At 58.9% G+C, this 20,922-nt stretch carries 18 protein-coding genes; 6 read left to right on the top strand and 12 right to left on the bottom strand.

Annotated features, from left to right (window positions below; translation table 11 throughout):
- Positions 1–226: 226 nt before the first annotated feature.
- Both AC5SEM_RS07800 and AC5SEM_RS07805 read right to left on the bottom strand, forming a co-directional pair.
- Positions 227–2,419, bottom strand: coding sequence for a TonB-dependent siderophore receptor (locus AC5SEM_RS07800; RefSeq protein WP_495472564.1), 2,193 nt, complete (start codon positions 2,417–2,419; stop codon positions 227–229).
- Positions 2,420–2,637: 218 nt separating this feature from the next.
- Positions 2,638–3,126 (bottom strand): GFA family protein, encoded by a 489-nt coding sequence (locus tag AC5SEM_RS07805; protein ID WP_495472565.1) that lies wholly within the window; start codon positions 3,124–3,126, stop codon positions 2,638–2,640.
- A 137-nt stretch (positions 3,127–3,263) separates the two neighbouring features.
- Between AC5SEM_RS07805 and glsB the strand changes: the two genes are divergently transcribed.
- Both glsB and AC5SEM_RS07815 read left to right on the top strand, forming a co-directional pair.
- Positions 3,264–4,172 carry a glutaminase B gene (glsB, locus tag AC5SEM_RS07810; protein ID WP_034152462.1) on the top strand — a complete coding sequence of 303 codons (909 nt, stop codon included), beginning with the start codon at positions 3,264–3,266 and terminating at the stop codon, positions 4,170–4,172.
- A 179-nt stretch (positions 4,173–4,351) separates the two neighbouring features.
- A complete protein-coding gene (locus tag AC5SEM_RS07815) occupies positions 4,352–5,854 on the top strand; it encodes an aldehyde dehydrogenase family protein (RefSeq protein ID WP_495472566.1) in 1,503 nt (500 codons plus the stop codon).
- 122 nt (positions 5,855–5,976) lie between these two features.
- Here the strand turns inward: AC5SEM_RS07815 and AC5SEM_RS07820 are convergent, their stop codons facing one another.
- From AC5SEM_RS07820 to cynS, 3 genes are all read right to left on the bottom strand, one after another.
- Positions 5,977–6,636: a carbonic anhydrase gene (locus AC5SEM_RS07820; protein ID WP_495472567.1), complete on the bottom strand. Its 660-nt coding sequence runs from the start codon at positions 6,634–6,636 to the stop codon at positions 5,977–5,979.
- Between the two features lie 12 nt (positions 6,637–6,648).
- Positions 6,649–6,885 carry a DUF2790 domain-containing protein gene (locus AC5SEM_RS07825; RefSeq protein ID WP_495472568.1) on the bottom strand — a complete coding sequence of 79 codons (237 nt, stop codon included), beginning with the start codon at positions 6,883–6,885 and terminating at the stop codon, positions 6,649–6,651.
- 80 nt (positions 6,886–6,965) lie between these two features.
- Positions 6,966–7,433 (bottom strand): cyanase, encoded by a 468-nt coding sequence (gene cynS / locus AC5SEM_RS07830; RefSeq protein ID WP_016982959.1) that lies wholly within the window; start codon positions 7,431–7,433, stop codon positions 6,966–6,968.
- Positions 7,434–7,554: 121 nt separating this feature from the next.
- Here cynS and cynR point away from each other — a divergent pair, with 121 nt between their 5' ends.
- A complete protein-coding gene (gene cynR, locus AC5SEM_RS07835) occupies positions 7,555–8,442 on the top strand; it encodes a transcriptional regulator CynR (RefSeq protein WP_495472569.1) in 888 nt (295 codons plus the stop codon).
- 256 nt (positions 8,443–8,698) lie between these two features.
- Here the strand turns inward: cynR and AC5SEM_RS07840 are convergent, their stop codons facing one another.
- The 3 genes from AC5SEM_RS07840 to AC5SEM_RS07850 all read right to left on the bottom strand — a co-directional run bounded on the left by AC5SEM_RS07840 (position 8,699) and on the right by AC5SEM_RS07850 (position 12,034).
- Complete coding sequence (locus tag AC5SEM_RS07840) at positions 8,699–9,028, bottom strand: hypothetical protein (protein ID WP_077573387.1); 330 nt, start codon at positions 9,026–9,028, stop codon at positions 8,699–8,701.
- Positions 9,029–9,538: 510 nt separating this feature from the next.
- Positions 9,539–10,042, bottom strand: a complete 504-nt coding sequence (locus AC5SEM_RS07845) for a GNAT family N-acetyltransferase (RefSeq protein WP_495472570.1) — start codon at positions 10,040–10,042, stop codon at positions 9,539–9,541.
- A 48-nt stretch (positions 10,043–10,090) separates the two neighbouring features.
- The gene (locus AC5SEM_RS07850; protein WP_495472571.1) at positions 10,091–12,034 is read right to left on the bottom strand and encodes a DNA topoisomerase III; all 1,944 of its coding nucleotides are present in this window, start codon (positions 12,032–12,034) and stop codon (positions 10,091–10,093) included.
- Positions 12,035–12,311: 277 nt separating this feature from the next.
- Here AC5SEM_RS07850 and AC5SEM_RS07855 point away from each other — a divergent pair, with 277 nt between their 5' ends.
- Entirely contained in the window at positions 12,312–13,718 is a 1,407-nt protein-coding gene (locus AC5SEM_RS07855; protein WP_495472572.1) for a serralysin family metalloprotease, read from the top strand.
- Between the two features lie 289 nt (positions 13,719–14,007).
- Entirely contained in the window at positions 14,008–14,376 is a 369-nt protein-coding gene (locus AC5SEM_RS07860; RefSeq protein WP_495472573.1) for a DUF427 domain-containing protein, read from the top strand.
- An 81-nt stretch (positions 14,377–14,457) separates the two neighbouring features.
- Here the strand turns inward: AC5SEM_RS07860 and AC5SEM_RS07865 are convergent, their stop codons facing one another.
- The 4 genes from AC5SEM_RS07865 to AC5SEM_RS07880 form a co-directional block, all read right to left on the bottom strand.
- On the bottom strand, positions 14,458–15,459 hold the full coding sequence (locus AC5SEM_RS07865; RefSeq protein ID WP_495472574.1) for a hypothetical protein: 1,002 nt from the start codon (positions 15,457–15,459) through the stop codon (positions 14,458–14,460).
- Between the two features lie 86 nt (positions 15,460–15,545).
- Positions 15,546–16,232, bottom strand: a complete 687-nt coding sequence (locus tag AC5SEM_RS07870) for a hypothetical protein (protein WP_495472575.1) — start codon at positions 16,230–16,232, stop codon at positions 15,546–15,548.
- Positions 16,233–16,383: 151 nt separating this feature from the next.
- Positions 16,384–18,006 carry an MFS transporter gene (locus AC5SEM_RS07875; protein WP_007910646.1) on the bottom strand — a complete coding sequence of 541 codons (1,623 nt, stop codon included), beginning with the start codon at positions 18,004–18,006 and terminating at the stop codon, positions 16,384–16,386.
- A 139-nt stretch (positions 18,007–18,145) separates the two neighbouring features.
- Positions 18,146–19,798 carry a GMC family oxidoreductase gene (locus tag AC5SEM_RS07880; protein WP_495472576.1) on the bottom strand — a complete coding sequence of 551 codons (1,653 nt, stop codon included), beginning with the start codon at positions 19,796–19,798 and terminating at the stop codon, positions 18,146–18,148.
- Between the two features lie 133 nt (positions 19,799–19,931).
- Between AC5SEM_RS07880 and AC5SEM_RS07885 the strand changes: the two genes are divergently transcribed.
- Positions 19,932–20,816, top strand: a complete 885-nt coding sequence (locus tag AC5SEM_RS07885; protein WP_150708415.1) for a LysR family transcriptional regulator — start codon at positions 19,932–19,934, stop codon at positions 20,814–20,816.
- The last annotated feature ends 106 nt before the right edge of the window (positions 20,817–20,922 follow it).

Genomic DNA, 20,922 nt, shown 5'->3' on the forward strand with positions numbered 1-20,922 from the left:
CCACACTGGATTTGTGAGCACCACAGATCACTGTGGGAGCCAGCCTGCTGGCGAAGGGGTCAGTCCAATCAGCATTTTTGCGGCTGACCCACCGCTATCGCGAGCAGGCTCACTCCTACAGGGTCTTGTGTCTTGCTCAAAATTTGTAAGCAACGCAGCCCCCCCCCTGTAGGAGTGAGCCTGCTCGCGATAGGGCCATCCATGGCGCCGCTATTTCAGCCAAGAATCAAAAATCCCACTTGGTGGTCAGCATCAAATTGCGCGGCTCTCCGTAGAACGTCGTATCGAAGTTGCCCAGACCCGTCAGGTAGCGCTTGTCGAACACGTTATTGGCGTTGACCGTGAAGCTCAGGTGCTCGTTGTACTGATAGCGGCTCATCAGGTCGACGAGGGTGTAGCCGCCCTGTTTGATCCGCGTGTAGTCGCCGGCCGGGGCGCTGTAGATCTTTCCGTAGAACGCGCTCTGCCAGCTCACGCCGCCACCGACGGTGACCTTGTCGAGCACGCCGGGCAAACGGTAGGTAGTGAAGGTGCGCACCGTATGCTCAGGCTTGGTGGTCGACAACGGATAACCGTACATGCGCTGCTCATCGGCATCACGGGTGCGCGCGTAGGTGTAACCGGCGGAGACGTTCCAGCCTTCGGCCAGTTCGCCGGCCAGTTCCAGCTCCACGCCCTTGGTGGTGGCGCCGTCGATGGCTTTGTAGATGCCTTCGTTGGTCACCGCGTTGGTGCCGATCGACTCGGCCACGCCGTCCTGCTCGATGCGGAAGAACGCCAGGCTGGCGTTGAGGCGACCGTCGAAATACGCCGCTTTCAAACCGGTTTCATAGCTGTCGCCCTCGACCGGCGCAAGCGTCGAGCCGTTGGCGTCCTTGTAGGTCTGCGGCTGATAAATGCTGGTGTAGCTGGCATACAGCGAGTAGGTGTCGTCGAGGTCATAAATCACCCCGGCGTACGGTGTGACCACGCCGTGTTCCTTGTAACTGGTGTGGGTGTCGTCGAGGCCGGCGCCGGGGTTGTAGCGGTAGTCTTCGTTGTATTTGAAGGTGCTCAAGCGGCTGCCGAGAATCACCGAGAGATCGTCGGTCGGGCGCAGGCGCGTGGCCAGGTAAATGCCGTTCTGGCTCTGGGTGCGCTCGTACTTGCCGTTCTTCGGGAAATCCTGTTTCGGCAGATTGCCGTCCCAGTCGTAGATGCTCCCCGGCACTTCGGAAAACGCACTGCTGTCGTAGGTCGCGCCAGTCTGTCGCGAGTGCGAGGTCATCACGCCGGCGATCAGTTCATGCTCGCGACCACCGAGGGTGAAAGGGCCAGAGACGTTGACATCAGCGGTGTTCTGCACACGATGACCTTCCCAGCGCCCCCAATACATGAACATGCCTTCACCCGTGGCGCGGTTCGGATTACCACCGCTGGCCGAAGCGAGGCGGGTGTCGTGATCGGTGGTTTTCTGGTCGAGGCTGACCTTGAATTTCCAGTCATTGGCCAACGCCTGTTCCAAGGAGGCGAAGTAGGTGATGTTGTCGAAATCGCGGCGGCTCCAGTCAGCGGCGGAGTTGAAGTGGCGGCCAAAGTCGGTTCGCCCGCCATCGGCGAAATACACCGGGTTGCCGGTCCACGACGAACCGCGTGGTGTGGTGCTGGATTTGTCGACGCCGAAGGTCAGCAGGGTGTCGTCGCTGAGGTCGGCTTCGAGGATGCCGTAGAACAGGTCTTTGCGCTGGCTGTAGTGATCCAGATAGGAATTCTGATCGGAATAGGCGCCGACGAAACGTCCGCGCACGTTGCCCGAGTCGGTCAGCGAACCGGAAATATCACCGGCGGTGCGGTAGGCATCCCACGAACCAACGGTGCCGCTGATCGAAGCTTTGAACTCTTTGGTCGGCTTCTTGCGGATCAGGTTGGCCGTAGCCGACGGGTCGCCGGAGCCGGTCATCAGGCCGGTGGCGCCTTTGATGATTTCAATGCGGTCGATGCTGGCGGCGTCGTCGCCGTTGTTCGGGTTCTCGCCGTACACGCCGTCGTATGGAATGTTGACGCCGTCGTACTGGAAGTTGGTGATCGCCAGTCCGCGGGCGGAAAACTCGGTACGGTCGCTGTCGTACTTCTGCATGGAAATGCCGGGGGTGTTGCGCAGCGCATCACCGACACTTTGTACGCCGCGATCATCCATTTGCTGACGGGTAATCACCGTCACCGACTGCGGGGTTTCGCGGATCGACAGCGGCAGACCGGTGGCCGAAGACATGGCGCCGGTGGTGTAGGAGTGGGTGTCCTCGGTAGTGGCGCCGAGGCCTTGGGTGGAAATATTGGTGGCGCCCAGTTGCAAGGTCTGGGCGGTTTTTTCAGCGGCGTTGGCAGAAATGCTCAGCAGTGCCAGTGCCAGCGGGCACAGGGCGAAACGGACGTGCGACATGGAGATCCCTTTGCATCGAATCGATCGGTAGTTGAAGTGCTTCTGAGGGGTTAACCGAACGAGTGCGGGAAAAGGGAACTGCACCGAATCAAGAATGATGAAAAACCTGTGGGAGCGAGCCTGCTCGCGAATGCGTTGGGTCAGAAACATCAATGCTGGCTGACAGGACGCCTTCGCGAGCAGGCTCGCTCCCACAGGGATTTATGTTTGCCTTTGAACTATCGGGTCAAACCGAGGCGTTCATGCCATTGGGCGATGGATTCTTCGGGGTAGACTTCGAACTGTTGGTCTTTGGTTTTGGTTTCGACTTCGACCCAGGTTGCTTTCGAACCGAGCATCAGATGCGTGTGCTCCGGCGGTACCGGCAACGGTGTGTCGATGGCCGAGGCGAACGGGTGGATCAGCTCCGGCCACTCCGGGCTGAACAGCCACAAGCCGCTGCCGCACAGTGAACAGAAATGCCGCTCGGCGCTGCTGCGATGGGCGCGTTTGTCGCCCTCGTCTTTCATCTTCGCGTGATAGACGCTGATATGTTTGCGCCCGCGCACCTTGAGGCTGGTCGCGTCGCCGCCGAGGTTGATCGCATAACCGCCACCGCCCTGGGTCTTGCGGCAGATCGAGCAGTAGCAGCGTTGATAAGGGTAGGGGTGGGCGCTGGTGAGGCTGAATGTGACCTCGCCGCAATGGCAGGAGCCTTCGAGATGCATGGGAGCTCTCCCGTTTTGAATGTGCGCTTGAGCCTAGAACATTCAGTGCGATGCAGGCCGGTGTGATTCGACGGGCGGGCGCAGCGTCTAGCCCCAGTGTCCCCGCAATCCCATGGGGCGAGACTTCGGAACCCGGCATGCAAGCGCTGTTGAACGAGATTCTTGACGCTGTCCGCCCGCTGATCGGGCAGGGCAAGGTGGCTGACTATATTCCCGCCCTCGGCACGGTGCCGGCCAATCAACTGGGCATCGCCGTGTACGGCAACGACGGCGAGATGTACTGCGCCGGTGACGCCGAGACACCGTTCTCGGTGCAGAGTATTTCCAAGGTGTTCAGCCTGGTGCAGGCGATCGATCATTCCGGCGAAGCGATCTGGGAACGCCTCGGTCACGAGCCGTCCGGGCAGCCGTTCAACTCGCTGGTGCAGCTGGAATTCGAGCGCGGTCGGCCACGCAACCCGTTCATCAATGCCGGTGCGCTGGTGATCTGCGACATCAACCAGTCGCGCTTTGCCGCGCCGACCCTGTCGATGCGCGATTTCGTCCGGCGCCTGTCCGGCAATCCGCAGATCATGATCGACGGCAAAGTCGCCGACTCCGAATACCAGCACCGCGCGCGCAATGCGGCGATGGCGTATCTGATGCAGTCGTTCGGCAATTTTCACAATGACGTCGAAGCGGTGCTGCGCAGCTATTTCAGCCATTGCGCGTTGCGCATGAACTGCATCGATCTGGCGCGGGCGTTCTGCTTTCTGGCCAATGACGGTTTCTGCAAACACAGCGGCGAACAGATCCTCACGCGTCGGCAAACCCAGCAGGTCAACTCGATCATGGCCACCAGCGGGCTGTATGACGAAGCGGGTAACTTCGCTTACCGCGTTGGCTTGCCGGGCAAGAGCGGTGTCGGTGGCGGAATTGTTGCGGTGGTGCCGGGGCAGTTCACGGTGTGCGTGTGGTCGCCGGAGTTGAATGCGGCGGGGAATTCGCTGGCGGGGATGGCGGCGCTGGAGATGCTCAGTTCACGGATTGGCTGGTCAGTCTTTTGATCTGAAACCCAATCCCTGTAGGAGTGAGCCTGCTCGCGATAGCGTAGTGTCAGTCAACATGTGTGTATCTGATCCACCGCTATCGCGAGCAGGCGAAGGCCTACACTGGTTTTGTGTTGCCTGTGGGGAGGCTGTTCCTATACATTTTCCGGCCGCTCCCTGCATGGTGAATCCGCTTCATGTCTCTTGCGCTCGAACGTCTAGTCGCTGGCACGCCGATCCCTTTCGCTGGTAACCGCGTCACCGTGGTCAGCTCCGAACAGGCCGCGCGCTTTCAGCCCGGTGACCACCTGCTGGTGGAACAGGTCAGTGGCGAGCTGCTGCTGATCCCCGTGGCGGATCAGCAAGCGGCGTCCGTGGCGATTGAACGCGCAGCAGCGGCATTCACCGCACTGTCGGCGGTATCTGATGAGGCGATCAGCCAGTTTTTCGACCTGTTTGCACAGCGTCTGGAGACCCCGGCGTGCTGGGCGCACATCGAAACCGCCAACCTTGCCGATATCGAACGGGCCAAGGCGCGCGGCCGCTCGACCACCCGTTTGCTCGCCGATGGGCGCATGCGCGACGACATGATCGCCGGCCTGCGCGCCTGGCGCGATGCCGCCGCCACGCGCGGCAAAGTCATCAGCAGCGTCGAGCACGACGGCTGGAAAGTCGAGCAAGTGGTTTCGCCGCTGGGCATTGTCGCGTTTGTCTTTGAAGGTCGACCGAACGTGTTCGCTGATGCCGCCGGTGTATTGCGCACCGGCAACACCGCCGTGCTGCGTATCGGCAGCGATGCCTTGGGCACCGCGCAAGCCATCGTCACTCACGCACTGAACCCGGCGCTGGCTGATGCAGGTCTGCCGGCCGGCGCGGTGTCGTTGGTGGAAAGCGTCAATCACGCCGCCGGTTGGGCGATGTTCGCTGACCGACGTTTGTCGCTGGCGGTGGCGCGTGGTTCGGGTCGTGCGGTTAGTCAGTTGGGCAGCATTGCCCAGCAGGCTGGCACCGCCGTCAGCCTGCACGGTACGGGTGGCGCATGGTTGATCGCCGATCGTGCTGCCGATGCCACACGCTTTGCCGCCGTGGTGCGCAACTCGCTGGATCGCAAGGTGTGCAACACCCTCAACGTGTGTCTGATCCAGCGTGATCGCGCGGCGGAACTGGTGCCGTTGTTTCTTGATGCATTGCAGCAGGCCGGCACCGCGCGTGGGCAGGGCTGCAAATTGCACATCGTCGAAGGCAGCGAAGGCTGCTTGCCGAGTGAGTGGCAGAACGCGACGGTCGAGGTCTATCGCGCTGAGGGTTATCAGACTGAAGCACTGGCTGAGCCCTTGGCGGAATCCGCATTGGGTCGCGAGTGGGAATGGGAAGAAACCCCGGAAGTCAGCCTGATGATTGTCGACGATCTGGATCAGGCGATTGCGCTGTTCAATCGCTACAGCCCGCAATTTACCGTGTCGTTGATCAGTGAGGAGGCAGCCGTACAAGAGCGTTTTTACAACGCGGTGAATGCGCCGTTTGTGGGCAATGGCATTACCCGTTGGGTCGATGGGCAGTACGCGCTGAACAAGCCGGAGCTGGGGCTTTCGAACTGGGAGAGCGGGCGCTTGTTTGCGCGCAGTGCGATTCTTTCGGGGGATGGCGTGTTCACTGTGCGCAGCCGCATGACCCAGATCGATCTCACGGTAAAACGCTGATCTCGTAGTGAGTGATCGTCCCCACGCTCCAGCGTGGGAACGCAGCCCGTGACGCTCCGCGTCACTGGACGCAGAGCGTCCCTTGAGGCATTCCCACGCAGAGCGCGGGAACGATCAGTTGCTCAGGCCGCGTGGGTGGTTTGTGCATGGATCGCGCAAGTCGCCGGTTGCTCGGCCAGTGGCACAAACGTGCGGCGGTCCGAGGACAGCGCATCGACCGAGCCGGTCTCAATGTCATACACCCAGCCATGCAGATTCAGCAGGCCTTTCTCCTGAGCCAGACGCACGCTCGGGTGGGTCTGGATATTCGCCAGTTGCGCGATCACGTTCTCGCGCACCATCGAACTCAATTTCGCCGCCTCATTGGCATGTGGACGCGCCTCGTTAACCACTTTCGCCGATTCGGCATGCTGCAACCAGCCGCTGACGGCGGGCAAGTGATCCATGCATTTGCACTGGGCAATCGCGGTCATCGCGCCGCAGTCAGAATGCCCGCAGATCACAATATCGGTCACACCAAGCACCGCCACCGCGTACTCCACCGTCGCCGAAACGCCACCCGGATGCGGGCTGTAGGACGGCACGATATTGCCAGCGTTGCGGATCACAAACAGTTCGCCAGGTTCTTGCTGGGTCAGCAATTCCGGCACGACACGGCTGTCGGAACAGGTGATGAACAAGGTGCCGGGCTGTTGCGTGGTCGCCAGGTGTTTGAACAGTTCGGTGCGTTGCGGGAACGCTTCGTTCTGGAATCTCAGGAAGCCATCAATCAGGTTTTTCATGGTGTTGTCCTCTCAGTTCGAGCAACCGCTGCCGAATTCGCTGTATTGAAGAATGTGTTTGCCGCCGTGGCTGTCCAGATACGTCATCTCCACCGGCACCACGCCACACACATCGGCAACCGGGGTAATGCTCAGTACTTTGGCGATATCCAGTGGCATGCCGTAGCGGTAGGCGACGGCCTCGTCAGCGGCAGATGCCTGGGCGCAAACGCCGCCGAGCAGAGCCAGAATCAACAGAATTTTTTGCATGGGGCAGCCTCCAGATGTGTTGGTGACGGGTAGCCATTTGGGATGGGTTGACCCGCACGCAGGGTGCGGGCCGGTGCGGATCAGAACGGACGCAGGGGCAGGAATTTGCCGTCGAGGGTGACCACAGCGCGGGAGCCGCCTTCCGGGTCTTCGACTTTCTTGATGTCGAGTTTGAAGTTGATCGCGCTGATGATGCCGTCGCCGAATTGCTCGTGAACCAGCGCTTTGAGGGTGGTGCCGTAGATCTGGATCATCTCGTGGAAGCGGTAGATGGTCGGGTCGGTCGGCACGCCGCTGAGGCTGCCACGCAGGGGGATGATCTGCATCGCCGCGACGTCTTCAGCGCTCAATTCCAGCTTGTCGCCAACCACTTGGGCGGCGTTTTCTGGCAGCGGGTGTTGGCCAAGCAGGGCTGCGGTGACGTACGCCAGGCTGAGGCCGGTGCCGTCAGCCAGATCCTGCCACGACAGATCTTTGCGTGCCTTGGCGTCGAGAACGCGGGTGGTCAGGGCCAGGCTGGTGTCGTTGTAGGCGTGGGACTGTTGCATGGTGTCACTCCTTTCAGGGGTTGGCTTGCTGTGTGGGATTGATCTTCTGCCGATTCATCCATAGCGTCCAAGACCGATATACAATGCTTGGCATAAGCCCTGCCTATGGATGGTGATTCCCATGCTGCTGCGACATTTGCGTTATCTGCTGGCCGTAGCCGATCACGGCGGCTTTACCCGTGCCGCCGAGGCGTTGCATGTGTCGCAGCCAACCCTGTCGCAGCAGATTCGCCAACTGGAGGAAACTCTGGGGGTGAGCCTGTTCGATCGCACCTCGCGAACGGTCAAACCGACGGACGCCGGCGTGGCCTACATCGAATGCGCGCGGCGGGTGTTGGTCGAGCTGGAGGCGGGCAAGCGCGCGTTGCATGACGTGAAGGATTTGTCTCGCGGGACGTTACGTCTGGCGATGACGCCGACATTCATGGCGTATCTGGTCGGGCCGTTGGTGCGCGACTTTGCCGCGCGGTACCCGGGGATTCATTTGCAGATATTCGAGTTGTCGATGGACGATATTGAGGCGGGGCTGGCGGATGACTCGCTGGATATTGCTATTGCGTTTACGCCGGTGCGTAACGTCGATATCGAGTGCATTCCGGCGTTTACCGAAACGTTGGGGATCATGGTCGGGCGTGAGCATCCGCTGTATGACAGTAAGTCGGTGCTGACGCCGGAAGATATTGCTTCGCTGGATTTCGCCTTGTTGGCGCCGGACTTCATCACGCGTTTATCGGTGGATGAGTATTTTCGCCAGCAAGGGATTACGCCGCAGGTGCGGATCGAGGTGAATTCGGTGAGTACGTTGCTGGAAGTGGTGCGGCATTCGCCGCTGGCGACGATGTTGCCGGAAGCGATTGCCACCGAGGATCGGGCGTTGCGCAGGGTGCGGGTCGAGAGTGATGCGCCGCAGCGTGGGGCGGCGTTTTTGCGGCGGCGCAATAATTATCACAGTGCGGCGGCGGTGGCGTTTGTGGAATTGGTGTTGGACATGGGAAGCCCCTCACCCTAACCCTCTCCCAGAGGGAGAGGGGACTGACCGCGAGATGTTGAAGAAATACGCCGACCTGGGAGTCTTTTGCTGAATCCATAATCAACTCGGTGTTCCGGGTTGACGGATGACTTGAGATCACTCGGTCGCTCCCTCTCCCTCGGGAGAGGGCTGGGGTGAGGGGCTACAATTCCAGTCACGCCAAATCAATGCAAGCGAACAAAAAAAGGCCTGCTTCCTTTAAGGAAGCAGGCCTTTCAATTATTTAATGACTAACTCAGCAGAACCGATCAATCACCCGAACTTCATTGTTGTTCTGCATCGAACCCCACGCCTGTTTCAGCGTTTGCAGAACATTACCGATGAAGTCCTTGTCGGCCGCGGCTTTCTTGCCAACATAACCGTGGCCGCGACGGTACATCTTCAGGCGGGCCAGCAGGTTCTGATGGTTGCGGTCGAACTCTTCTTCGCCAGCATGGGGCGCCAGGCAGTCGATATGCACCTGCCCCGACTTGCTGATCCACAGAATATGGCTGTCATGGCTGTCTTTCTGCGCAGCGAACATACGAGCCAGTTCTTCGATAGTTGGTTGATTGTTCAGATTCATGATATTGCCCCTTGACCAGTCTGGTGATCTTTCAAAGTTGATTCGCTAATACAGGTAGCCCATCGGTTAGTTGATCCCTGGCACCGAAACCAGGACGTCAGCGCTCGCCCGTGGACAGTACGGGGTCGTGCATCTGTTGCATGTAGTCGTGTTGAATAACTGCTACGCAATAGCGTCACAACGAGGAGAAGCAGCGAAAACCGGGAGGCTCCTTGACGACATTTACCGTGTCGACCACAAGCGTCTTGAGAATTTTCGCCAGCGCTTCTCGTCCTTGTACTGGACGTTCAGGCCAGGTCAGCTTCTTCAATCTGCCTTGTGGGCAGCGTGTATCCGGAAAAAACAACTCGGCGGTCAGACGAGTTTGCTCAAGCGTGTTACCGATGTTCCCGATCGGGGAACGTCTTCATCATGCAAAAGCAAAACGATGCCGTCAACGGTTTTGTAGTGATTATTTTTGTTCACTACATATTGTCGGACAAAGCTGTTTTGGAATGAGAAAGAATCCGTTCAGGCAACGGAAAAAGGCGTGCGCAGCCCGTAGAAGGTGCACGGATAACCGTCTACTTCGCGCTGCTGCAGGGTGAAGTGGCCATTGCTCAACAACGGAATCAGCCTGGCCCAGAAGCGCTGGGCCGGCAGGTTGGCGTCGATATGGAAAATCTGCCATTGACCAGGGATCTGGCTCAAGAGGGCAGAGACGACAAACTGCGCGACGCCTTGGCCACGGAAGCGTCGCGCGATGAAAAAGTAGCCGATGTTGTGTTCGGCACCGGGAATGTGGATTTCGTCATCGACGGTCACAAACCCGGCCAGTTCGCCGCCGACGCGAATCAGAAAGGGGCGGGTAGCCGGGTGGCGCCAGTAGTCGGTTTTCGGCTGGATGGAGAAGAAGCCGTGTTCGGCGAGCTTCAGCGGCAGCCACTCGCTGAAGTCGTGCATGTAGAACTGCATGAGGTTTTCGATGACTTCCAGCTCATCGCGCTGAGCGGGGTGCAGTTCGATATTGGCCATGCTCCGGGTTCCTGAAAGTGCTGAGCCTTGCAGAAACACTAGCGGGTTTTATTTGCCTGACGGTTTCGCTGTGCGTTTTGTCGTACCCGTGGTTTTGCTGCGGGTCGATTTGCGTTTCTTCTTCCACGGTGCCGCCGCTTTACCGGCCGGCGGCGGGCCGCTGATGGTCAGGCTGAGGCTGGAGCAGCGTGTCACCTGTTTGCTCATCCACGCCGCTTGTTTGGTGACGAATTCTTCCAGGCTCATTTCGCCACTTTGCACCATGTCCAGCGCCTGCTCCCAGATCGCCGTGGTGCCGGGATCGGCAATCGCGCGGGGCACCGCATCGATCAGGCTGAACGCCGCCGGTGTGGCGGCGAGGGCCTTGCCGTTTTTCACCAGATAACCACGGTCAATCAAACCCTGAATGATCGACGCGCGGGTCGCTTCGGTGCCGATCCCGGTGGTGTCCTTGAGCTTCTGTTTGAGCAGTGGATCCTCGACCAGTTTGGCGACGTTCTTCATCGCCTTGATCAGATCACCCTCGGTGTAGGGTTTCGGTGGTTGCGTCCACAGATCCTTGAGCTTCACAGCGGCGATGGCGCATTCGACGCCTTGGCTAAGGGCCGGCAAGGTTTGCGGTGCGGGTGCCTCGCGGCCCTTCGCCGCTGCCAGCGCTTCGGGCAATGCGCGTTTCCAGCCCGGTTCGATGATCTGCTTGCCGACCGCACGCAACGCCTCACCGGCGCAATCGAAATCGGCCTGGGTGCGATCATATTCGTGATTGGGCAGGAACTGCGCCAGATAGCGCGCGCGGATCAGCGTGTAGACCGCGCGGTGCTTGCCACTCAGGCGTTCAAGATTCTTCGCGGCGGCGGTGGGAATGATGCCGTGGTGAGCGCTGACCTTGGCGTCGTTCCATGCCCGGGATTTGCGTTGCGGCTCCAGAAACCCGTTGAGCGCCTCAAGACCCGGATCGGCCTGCCGCAACGCGGCGAGAATCCCCGGCGCCTCGCTGTGCTGGCTCAGGGGCAGATAACCGCAATCACTGCGCGGGTAAGTGATGACCTTGTAGGTTTCATAGAGCGCCTGGGCGATGTCGAGGGTTTCCTGCGCACCGAGTCCGAGTTTCTTCGAACAGACTTCCTGCAAGGTGCCGAGATCGAAGGGCAGGGGCGCCACTTCGCGCATGCGCTCGGTTTTCAGCTTGATCACTCGAGCACTGGCAGCGCTGCTGATCGCCGCAGCCGCTTGCTGGGCCAGCGCCTGATTCAGGCAGCGCTCCTGATCGTCACAAACATCCGACGGCGCGCGCCACTGCGCGGTAAACGGGATGCCGTTGTGCAGCAGATCAACATCGATCGCCCAGAATGGCACCGGCACGAAATCGGCGATGCTGCGGTCGCGATCCACCACAAGGCGCAAGGTCGGCGTCTGCACCCGGCCTACCGGCAACACGCCTTGATAACCCGATTGCCGACCGAGCAGCGTAAACAGTCGACTCATGTTCATGCCAATCAGCCAATCCGCCCGCGAGCGCCCCAGCGCCGAGTGATACAGGCTGAAAGTTTCAGCCCCAGGTTTCAGCGCGGCCAGGGCTTTGCGGATCGAGGCTTCATCCAGCGCCGAGAGCCATAAACGGCGGATCGGCCCGCGATAACGGCAGTGCTCGACCAGTTCCCGGGCGATCATCTCGCCCTCACGGTCGGCGTCGGTGGCGATGATCAGCTCGCTGGCCTCGCCGAGCAGGCGCTTGACCGCTTTGTACTGGCTGGCGGTACGCGGCTTGACGGTCATTTTCCACTTGTCCGGAATGATCGGCAGATCAGCCAGCACCCAGCGCTTGTAGCGTGCGTCGTAGGCGTCCGGCGGCGCGGTTTCGAGCAAGTGGCCGATGCACCAGGTCACCGTGACGTCCGTTCCCAGCCAGCAGCCGTCGCCCCGACGCTTGGCGCCGAGCACGGCCGCAATGTCTTTGGCCTGGGAGGGTTTTTCACAGAGGTACAGCCGCATAACCACCATCGTCGATCAAGGTCCGAACAGGTGCACAGAATGGCCGGACTTGGCGACAGGGGCAACTTTTATCTGTATGGATATACAGATAAAAAGCATTGCAGCAGGTGACGGGTAATACAGGGACGCAGGCCGGGCTATCGAGAAATTGATTAGCGCCCGGTTTGCGCCTGTGTCAGGTTTTTCGCCGATGCAAACACGCGAGTGACAGGACGATCTCGCCAGAAGATCGCCGTGGTCTGTCGACACTGACTACTCAGAAACAAGGAAGTCCATCATGGCTCAAGCCAAATCGAAAACCAGCAGCGCCTTCGACGAAATCGATACGTTCAGCCACCTGTATGACCGTGGCGTCGGGCTGGTCAACGGCAAACCCTCATTCACTGCCGACCAGGCCGCTGATGAAATCCTGCGCAAAGGCCTGTCGTGGAGCGACAAGAACGCTGACGGCAAGATCGACCTCAGTTACACCTTCCTGACCGAGAAACCGGCGAACTACAACGTCAACCTGGGCAACTTCAGCGAATTCAGCGCCCAGCAAAAAGCCCAGGCCGTGCTGGCCATGCAATCCTGGGCTGATGTCGCCAACGTCACCTTCACTGAAGGCAAGGGCGGCGATGGTCACATGACCTTCGGTAACTATGATGTCAGCACCGGTGGCGCTGCGTTCGCTTACCTGCCGAGCAGCGGCAGCTATGACGGCCAGTCGTGGTATTTGATCAACGATCAGTATCAGGTCAACAAAACCCCGGACACCAACAACTACGGGCGCCAGACCCTGACCCACGAGATCGGCCATACCTTGGGCCTGTCGCACCCGGGCGCGTACAACGCCGGTAATGGCAACCCGACCTATAACGACGCCAAGTACGCCGAAGACACCCGTGGCTACAGCCTGATGAGCTACTGGAGCGAAGCCAACACCGACCAGAACTTCAGCAAGGACGGCAGCGACGCGTACGCTTCGGCGCCATTGCTGGACGATATCGTCGCGGTGCAAAAGCTGTATGGCGCCAACTACGCGACCCGCGCCGATGACACCACCTACGGTTTCAATTCCAGCGCCGAGCGCGATTTCTACAGCGCCACTTCGGCCTCCTCCAAAGTGGTTTTCTCGGTGTGGGATGGCGGCGGTAATGACACCCTGGATTTCTCCGGTTTCAGCCAGAACCAGAAGATCAACCTCAATGAAGGTTCGTTCTCCGATGTTGGTGGTCTGGTCGGTAACGTGTCCATCGCTCACGGCGTGACCGTGGAAAATGCCATCGGCGGTTCAGGCAATGATCTGCTGATAGGCAACGCCGCTGCCAACGAACTGGTCGGCGGTGCCGGTAACGACATCATTTACGGTGGTGGCGGTGGCGACACCTTGTGGAGTGGTGCAGGTGCAGACACCTTCGTGTTTGGCGCGGCCAGCGATTCGACTATGACCGCGCCAGACTGGATCATGGATTTCACCAGCGGCCTGGACAAGATCGACCTGTCGGGGATCGCCGGTTTCGCCACGGGTGCGGCGTCGCTGAACTTTGTCAGCGGCTTCACCGGGCATGCGGGCGACGCGATCCTGACCTACTTTGCGCAAACCAATCAGACCAGCCTGATGGTTGACCTGACGGGGCAGGGTTCGGTGGACTTTGCCGTGGGTGTGGTGGGGCAAGCGGTGGCGACTGATATCGTTGCGTGATGCCTGAAAGCGGCCCTCACCCTAACCCTCTCCCAGAGGTAGAGGGGACTGACCGAGTTGTCTGGCGAAAGACACCGACCTGAAAAAACGAGTCGATTATGGATTCAAAGCGAATCGTTCAAGTCGGTAAATCTCGCCAATATCCCCCAATCGGTCCCCTCTCCCTCCGGGAGAGGGCTAGGGTGAGGGGCTTTTGAAGTTGATTGGCCGTTCGGCTGTAAATCCACCCCAACCAGAACCAATGGGCTATACCTGAACCGGTCTCTTCGCCGTATCCAGGAGAACCCCCATGAAAAGCTCCGGCCCCAGTCCTGTCATTGCCCTCGAACAACTTCCCGGCTGCCTGATAGTGAAATTCCACGGCATCCAGGTCGCCGCTTCTTCCCACGTCATGATTCTCAACGAAGCCAACTACCCGCCGGTCTATTACATCCCCCGCGAAGACATCGACGAAAAGTACTTCGCCCGCACCGACCACACCAGTTACTGCCCGTACAAGGGCGACGCTAATTACTTCAGCCTGCAAGTGCCTGGGCATGAAGGGGCGAACGCGGTGTGGACTTACGAAAATCCGAAAGTGTCAGTGGCGCCTATTCGTGATTACGTGGCGTTTTATCCGGATCAGGTCAAGTTTGAGGTGATCGCGGCCGATGCTTGAGTCCACTTACCGCCACTTACCGCCAGTTACCGCCAGTTAACACTGACGTGGGGCTGTGCCTGCTCGGGGGACAGCCTGCATTCAGTCAAACCTGAGAAGGTGGTGCTGATAGATGGAGTATTTGTTTTTCAGCAACGCACCAAAAAATATGGAAAGATCCCGGCCGTCCAGTTTCTGCAGATACTTCAGCGCATTGGTAGTGTTTTGAAAGTCGGTGGATCGGGATAGAAATGCCGATCTGAGCGATTCCGAAACATCAGATGCCTTTATATTGAAGCCAGACGTATCGGGGTCGAATGCTTCCTCTATCCAGTTCAATTGTGTCTCCTTGAGCTTTTCAAATGACACGGGACGGGTAATGCTTCTGACTTCCTTGTCGGGAATTTTGTTTTGACTGGTCAGTGTTTCGACAAAAGAAGTGAAGGAGCGGGCTTCACCAACGTTCTCCGGATCCGAGTGAAAAACAATACTTGGTGTAGCATTGTTGTCGTAGCTGTAGCGGTGGCGGTTGGTCTTTACCAGGCGATGAGGAATGACCGTTATCAGCCCATGAAAGTGTAAGGCCTGAAAGCTCTGCGATTTGCTGTTGCTGGCCTCGGTATACACATGATCACGGTAGTGCCATATTTCATGTCTTTCCAAATCGAGGGCTTTTTCGAGTCGATTTTCCAGTTCGTACTCGGATAGGAATGTCGGGCATACGTAGGCGGCAGTGGACCGTAGCGAAAGCCAATACAAGGCATTGTGTTGTAAGGGTTCATCAGTGCCCTTGTGTTTGCGAAGATCAAACGCGAAAGCACCTGGATCGCTATTAACCGGTATGGCATTTCGCGATGAAATGATTTTGCTGGTGGATCTGCCGGGGTAAAAGCTTGAGGTTTTAGCCTGTATGTAAAATGGCTGAACGCTCGTTGCGACGGCATCGTACCCACCGAGGTTACGTTCCTGTCTTTGCGTGACCTGACGAATTTTTGCTCTTCCGCCATTTCCGTCCGGAATCTTACGCAGCATTCGATCTATCAGAGTCAATAATTCGGCTTCAGCGAATTTGGCTTTTGAAATCACGGATTCTTCCTTGGACATTGAAACTGTTCTACGGATTGAAATGAGAAACGCGGGCTATCTGCCTGGGCAGGTGGATTCACGGCCCCAAGATGAGTCGAGAGCTTTCAATCCGAACTCAACAAGATCAACGCCACCATCGGGTAGTACCTGCCGTCGTGGCTATGCGTCTTCTGCGCACGGCTGGGAGCGACCCAGGCAATCGCAGCACAGGGTATTTCCAGAAGCATTTTCCGGAACATCTGAATCTGCGTCACGTTAGCTGGCTCGCCTGCCGAGTACGGCGCAACGAACACGGCACCCAACCTCGGCTCGTCGTAATGTACCCGGTTGGCATCCCGGATGGCCCACGTGCATTTTTCGTTGATTTGCGTCCTGGCCCGCTCCCGGTTATCGATGGGAACGTAGGAGACCTTTGCCTCGATGCTCCAACCGTGATCTTCATTGGCAATATAGAGATCGTTGCGCCCAATGGACGAGTGCGGTTCTGTCCCCTCGTTTGCAATTTTGCGAACCTGATATTCCTCAATGGCTGTCCAGTCAGCTTTCCATGCGGCTCCCGCAAGAATGCTGACGTTGGCCTGTTCGTTGTACCAGTAAGGCAGATCATCGGCGTCCCAGACATCAATGTAGCGCTGGACGCAATTCATCCAGCTGAGGAGGACTGGTCTCAAACTCTCTAGCGGTGCGTGGGGAATGTCGACATGCCGGTCCTTTGCCAAGAGATGATCTTCTGAAAGATTTTGCTCGTGATATCGGTAAGGGCTGGCAGGGGAATTTGGTGAATCGGTCATATCCTGTTCCTTAGGATGGGGAGCCAGCCACGCGATGGGCGCGCTTGCTGGAGATTCGATGGTATTGAAGTGCCATTAGTCTGTCGATAACAATAATGCGGGCAGCAAAAAGCCGCTTCAGGACCTACCTGAAGCGGCTTGATTAACGTAATCAGTTCTTGTCGAGATCTATATTCTTCGTCTCACGCAAACAGATCATCCCCACCACCAGGCTTACCCCGGTAATCAGCACCGGATACCACAGCCCATAAAAGATATCCCCGGTGTACACCACCAGCGCAAACGACACCGTCGGCAGGAACCCGCCAAACCAGCCGTTGCCGATGTGGTACGGCAGCGACATCGAGGTGTAGCGAATGCGCGTCGGGAACAGTTCTACCATCAGCGCTGCCAGCGGGCCGTAGCACATGGCCGAGATGATGATCAGCGCGACGATCAGGGCGACGATCATCGGTTTGTTGATTTGCTGCAGATCAGCCTGTTGCGGGTAGCCGGCCAGCGTGATCGCACCGCGCAGGGCGGCCTCGTCGAAGCCATCGAGTTTGACGTCGCCGACGCTCACTTGCACGGCGCTGCCAGCAGGCGCAGCTGCGCTGGAGTAGGGCAGGCCTTGTTTGACCAGGAAGGTCTTGACCTTGTCGCACGGGCTGTCGAATTTGGCTTTGCCGACCGGGTCGAACTGGAAGGTGCAGGTCGCCGGATCCGCCAGCACGGTGATCGGTGCCTGACGGCTGGCCTGATCGATCGCCGGGTTGGCGTAGTGCGCGAGGGATTTGAAGATCGGGAAGTACAGCGCGGTGGCCAGCAGCAAGCCCAGCATCAGCACCGGTTTGCGCCCGACCTTGTCCGACAGCCAGCCGAAAAAGATGAAGAACGGCGCGCCGATGACCACGCTGATGATCAGCAAGGTGTTGGCCACCGCCGGGTCCATTTTCAGGAACTGGGTGAGGAAGAACAGCACGTAGAACTGCGCCGCGTAGAAGGTCACCGCTTGCCCGGCATTGATGCTGAACAGGGCGATCAGCACGACCTTGAGGTTTTCCCATTTGCCGAAGGATTCGCGGATCGGCGCTTTCGAAGTTTTGCCTTCCTCTTTCATTTTCAGATAGGCCGGCGACTCGTGCAGGCTCAGGCGAATCCAGGTGGAAATGCCCAGCAGCACGATCGACAGCAGGAACGGAATGCGCCAGCCCCAGACTTCAAACTGATCGCCGGTGAAGTAGCGGCAACCGAGTACCACCAGCAGCGACAACAGCAGGCCGAGGGTCGCAGTCGACTGAATCCAACTGGTGTGGAAGCCGCGTTTTCCGATAGGCGCGTGCTCTGCCACATAAGTCGCAGCACCGCCGTATTCGCCGCCGAGTGCCAGGCCCTGGAGCATACGCAGCACCACCAGAATGATCGGCGCGGCGATGCCGATGCTGGCGTAGGTCGGCAGCAGGCCGACGCAGAAGGTCGCCACGCCCATCAGGATGATCGTCGCGAGAAAGGTGTATTTGCGCCCGATCATGTCCCCCAACCGACCGAACACCAGCGCCCCGAACGGCCGCACGATAAAGCCTGCGGCGAAGGCCATCAGCGCAAAGATGAACGCCGTGGTGTCGTTGACCCCGGCGAAAAACTGTTTGCTGATCACTGCCGCAAGGGCGCCGTAGAGGAAGAAGTCATACCACTCGAACACCGTCCCCAGTGAGGAAGCGAAGATGACTTTGCGTGTATCCGGGCTGGTCTCGACGCTGCGCACGGCGTCCAGCGGCTGAACGTGTTCTGACATATCGGTATCCCTCACAGTGATTGTTTTTGTTGTTCCACTGGTGTTGCGTGTCCGGGTGATGCCTTGAATTAAACGCGGTCCCTTGTAGGAGTGAGCCTGCTCGCGATAGCGGTGTATCAGCCAACACAGATGTCGAATGTTATTCCGTCATCGCGAGCAGGCTCACTCCTACAGGTACGGTGTTTACAGCTTTGGAACTGAGGATCAATTGTGCCGCTTTCTCGGCAATCATCAGCGTAGGCGAACAGGTGTTGCCCGAGGTAATGCGCGGCATGATCGACGCATCGGCGATGCGCAAACCGGGCACGCCGTGGACGCGCAGTTGCGCATCGACCACCGCATCGCCGTCATTGCCCATGCGGCAGGTGCCTACCGGGTGGAAAATCGTCGTGCCGATTTTCGCTGCTGCTTGTTGCAATTGTTCTTCACTTTGCAGGTTGGCGCCGGGCAGGTATTCCACCGGTTTGAATGCTTGCAGGGCAGGGGCGCTGACGATGCGCCGGGTCAGGCGAATCGCATCTGCTGCCACGCGCAGATCTTCAGGATGACTGAGGTAGTTGGGTTGAATCAGCGGCGCCTCCTGCGGGTCCGCCGAACGAATGTCGATGCGTCCACGACTCTGCGGACGCAGATCGCAAACCGAAGCGGTAAACGCCGGAAAGCTGTGCAACGGTTCGCCAAAACGCTCCAGCGATAGTGGCTGCACGTGATATTCAAGATTCGCCGAGGTCTGCTCCGGCCCCGAGCGCGCAAATGCGCCCAACTGACTCGGCGCCATCGACAGCGGCCCGCTACGGTCATACAGATAACGCAGGCCCATGCCCATCTTGCCCCACACGCTGCCGGCGATCTGATTCAGCGTGCGCGCGTTTTCCAGTTTGTAGATCAGGCGCAATTGCAGGTGATCCTGCAGGTTGCCGCCAACGCCCGGCAGCTCATGAATCACGCCGATGCCCAAGCGTTCCAGCAGCGGCCGTGGGCCAATCCCGGAGCGTTGCAGAATGCTCGGAGAACCGACGGCACCGGCGCACAGGACGATCTCCTTGCGCGCCTTGAACTGTTTGACCTGACCTTCATGACGGGCACTGACTTTTGTTGCGCGACCGTCCTCCAGCAGCACACGATCGACCTCAACCCCGGTCAGCACCGTCAGATTCGCCCGGTCGCGCACCGGTTTCAAAAACGCCTTCGCCGCGTTCCAGCGCACCCCGGATTTCTGATTGACCTGGAAGTAGCCGCAACCCTCGTTGTCGCCCTGATTGAAGTCATCGATGCTGGCGATGCCGCTTTGCTCGGCCGCACTACGAAACGCATCCAGAATCGGCCACGACAGGCGCTGCTGTTCAACCCGCCATTCACCCTTGGCGCCGTGGAATTCAGCCGCACCGGCAAAGTGGTTTTCGCTCTGTTTGAACAGCGGCAACACGTCATTCCAGGCCCAGCCCGGATTGCCCTCGGCCGCCCAGCCATCGTAGTCGTTGGCCTGGCCGCGCATGTAGATCATGCCGTTGATGGACGAACAACCGCCCAGCACTTTACCGCGCGGATAACTCAGTGCGCGACCGTTGAGGCCCGGTTGTTCTTCGGTCTTGAAGCACCAGTCGGTGCGCGGGTTACCGATGCAGAACAGGTAACCGACAGGAATGTGAATCCACGCATAGTTGTCGCGCCCGCCGGCTTCGAGCAGCAGCACGCGCTGCTGCGGATCTGCCGACAGCCGATTGGCCAGCAGGCACCCGGCAGGGCCGGCGCCGACCACGATGTAGTCGTATTCATCGAGGGAAGTCTGCATTCCCTGACCTCGCTTTTTGTTTTTATTGTCGGACACTCTAGTTGTTAGCTTTCGTTAAAAGAATGTTAGTTTTTGCGCAGCCGCTGTGCGTTTTCAAACAGCCTGCATTGACCATAGCCGACAAGGACACGCCATGTTCGACTGGAACGACCTGCGGTTTTTTCTCGAACTGCAACGCAGCGGCCGCCTGCTCACCGCCGCCCGCCGCCTCAACACCACCCACGCCACCGTCGCCCGCCACATCGAAGCCATCGAAAAAAGCCTCGGCACCGCGCTGTTCGTCCAGCACGCGCAAGGTTACGAAATGACCCCGGCGGGGGAGGCGCTGCTTAAACACGCTGAAGCGATGGAAAACGTTGCGTTGCTGGCGCAGGAAGAGATCACCCAATCCACCGCGCCACTGGGCAAGATTCGTGTTGGCGTCACCGAAGGGCTGGGCATCAAGTTTCTCGCCAGCCGCATGATCGGCTTGTTCGAGCGCTATCCGGGATTGGAAGTGGAACTGGTCGCGGTGCCGCGCTTTGTCAGCATCCTCAACCGCGAGGCGGAAATCAGCATTCATCTCGAGCGCCCGGCGGCGGACATGCTGGTGACGCGCAAGCTCACGGACTATCGCCTCGCGTTGTACGCCAGCCAACGCTATCTCGATAAGGCGCCGCCACTGCACAGCCGCGAAGACCTCGGGCGGCATGCGTGGATCGGTTATGTCGATGATTTGCTGTTCAGCCAGGAACTGATGTTTCTCAACAGCTTCTGCCGTAGCCCTCGGGTTGTGTTCCATAGCACCAGCGTTATTGCTCAGCAGGAAGCAGCGCGGTCGGGATTGGGCATTGCGGTGTTGCCGTGCTACATGGCGTCATCTGACCCTGACCTTGTCCCATTACTGCCGGATGAAAGCATTGAGCGCAGTTACTGGATCAGCACGCGGCGCGAGTTGCACAAGTCGGTGCGGCTGCGGGTGGTCTGGGATTATGTGGTGGGGTTGTGTGAGGCGGAGCAGGGGCTTTTACGCGGTTAACCAGCTGTATCCAAATCCCCCTGTGGGAGCGAGCCTGCTCGCGAAAGCGGTGTATCTGATACGCAAATCTCGCCTGACCCACCGCCTTCGCGAGCAGGCTCGCTCC

It is taken from the genome of Pseudomonas sp. CH61 (assembly GCF_059429415.1).

What these genes read in the sequence shown, in the direction of transcription:
- AC5SEM_RS07800 (WP_495472564.1), bottom strand. Translation starts at nt 2,419, where the DNA reads ATGTCGCACGTCCGTTTCGCCCTGTGCCCGCTGGCACTGGCACTGCTG.
- AC5SEM_RS07805 (WP_495472565.1), bottom strand. Translation starts at nt 3,126, where the DNA reads ATGCATCTCGAAGGCTCCTGCCATTGCGGCGAGGTCACATTCAGCCTC.
- glsB (WP_034152462.1), top strand. Translation starts at nt 3,264, where the DNA reads ATGCAAGCGCTGTTGAACGAGATTCTTGACGCTGTCCGCCCGCTGATC.
- AC5SEM_RS07815 (WP_495472566.1), top strand. Translation starts at nt 4,352, where the DNA reads ATGTCTCTTGCGCTCGAACGTCTAGTCGCTGGCACGCCGATCCCTTTC.
- AC5SEM_RS07820 (WP_495472567.1), bottom strand. Translation starts at nt 6,636, where the DNA reads ATGAAAAACCTGATTGATGGCTTCCTGAGATTCCAGAACGAAGCGTTC.
- AC5SEM_RS07825 (WP_495472568.1), bottom strand. Translation starts at nt 6,885, where the DNA reads ATGCAAAAAATTCTGTTGATTCTGGCTCTGCTCGGCGGCGTTTGCGCC.
- cynS (WP_016982959.1), bottom strand. Translation starts at nt 7,433, where the DNA reads ATGCAACAGTCCCACGCCTACAACGACACCAGCCTGGCCCTGACCACC.
- cynR (WP_495472569.1), top strand. Translation starts at nt 7,555, where the DNA reads ATGCTGCTGCGACATTTGCGTTATCTGCTGGCCGTAGCCGATCACGGC.
- AC5SEM_RS07840 (WP_077573387.1), bottom strand. Translation starts at nt 9,028, where the DNA reads ATGAATCTGAACAATCAACCAACTATCGAAGAACTGGCTCGTATGTTC.
- AC5SEM_RS07845 (WP_495472570.1), bottom strand. Translation starts at nt 10,042, where the DNA reads ATGGCCAATATCGAACTGCACCCCGCTCAGCGCGATGAGCTGGAAGTC.
- AC5SEM_RS07850 (WP_495472571.1), bottom strand. Translation starts at nt 12,034, where the DNA reads ATGCGGCTGTACCTCTGTGAAAAACCCTCCCAGGCCAAAGACATTGCG.
- AC5SEM_RS07855 (WP_495472572.1), top strand. Translation starts at nt 12,312, where the DNA reads ATGGCTCAAGCCAAATCGAAAACCAGCAGCGCCTTCGACGAAATCGAT.
- AC5SEM_RS07860 (WP_495472573.1), top strand. Translation starts at nt 14,008, where the DNA reads ATGAAAAGCTCCGGCCCCAGTCCTGTCATTGCCCTCGAACAACTTCCC.
- AC5SEM_RS07865 (WP_495472574.1), bottom strand. Translation starts at nt 15,459, where the DNA reads ATGTCCAAGGAAGAATCCGTGATTTCAAAAGCCAAATTCGCTGAAGCC.
- AC5SEM_RS07870 (WP_495472575.1), bottom strand. Translation starts at nt 16,232, where the DNA reads ATGACCGATTCACCAAATTCCCCTGCCAGCCCTTACCGATATCACGAG.
- AC5SEM_RS07875 (WP_007910646.1), bottom strand. Translation starts at nt 18,006, where the DNA reads ATGTCAGAACACGTTCAGCCGCTGGACGCCGTGCGCAGCGTCGAGACC.
- AC5SEM_RS07880 (WP_495472576.1), bottom strand. Translation starts at nt 19,798, where the DNA reads ATGCAGACTTCCCTCGATGAATACGACTACATCGTGGTCGGCGCCGGC.
- AC5SEM_RS07885 (WP_150708415.1), top strand. Translation starts at nt 19,932, where the DNA reads ATGTTCGACTGGAACGACCTGCGGTTTTTTCTCGAACTGCAACGCAGC.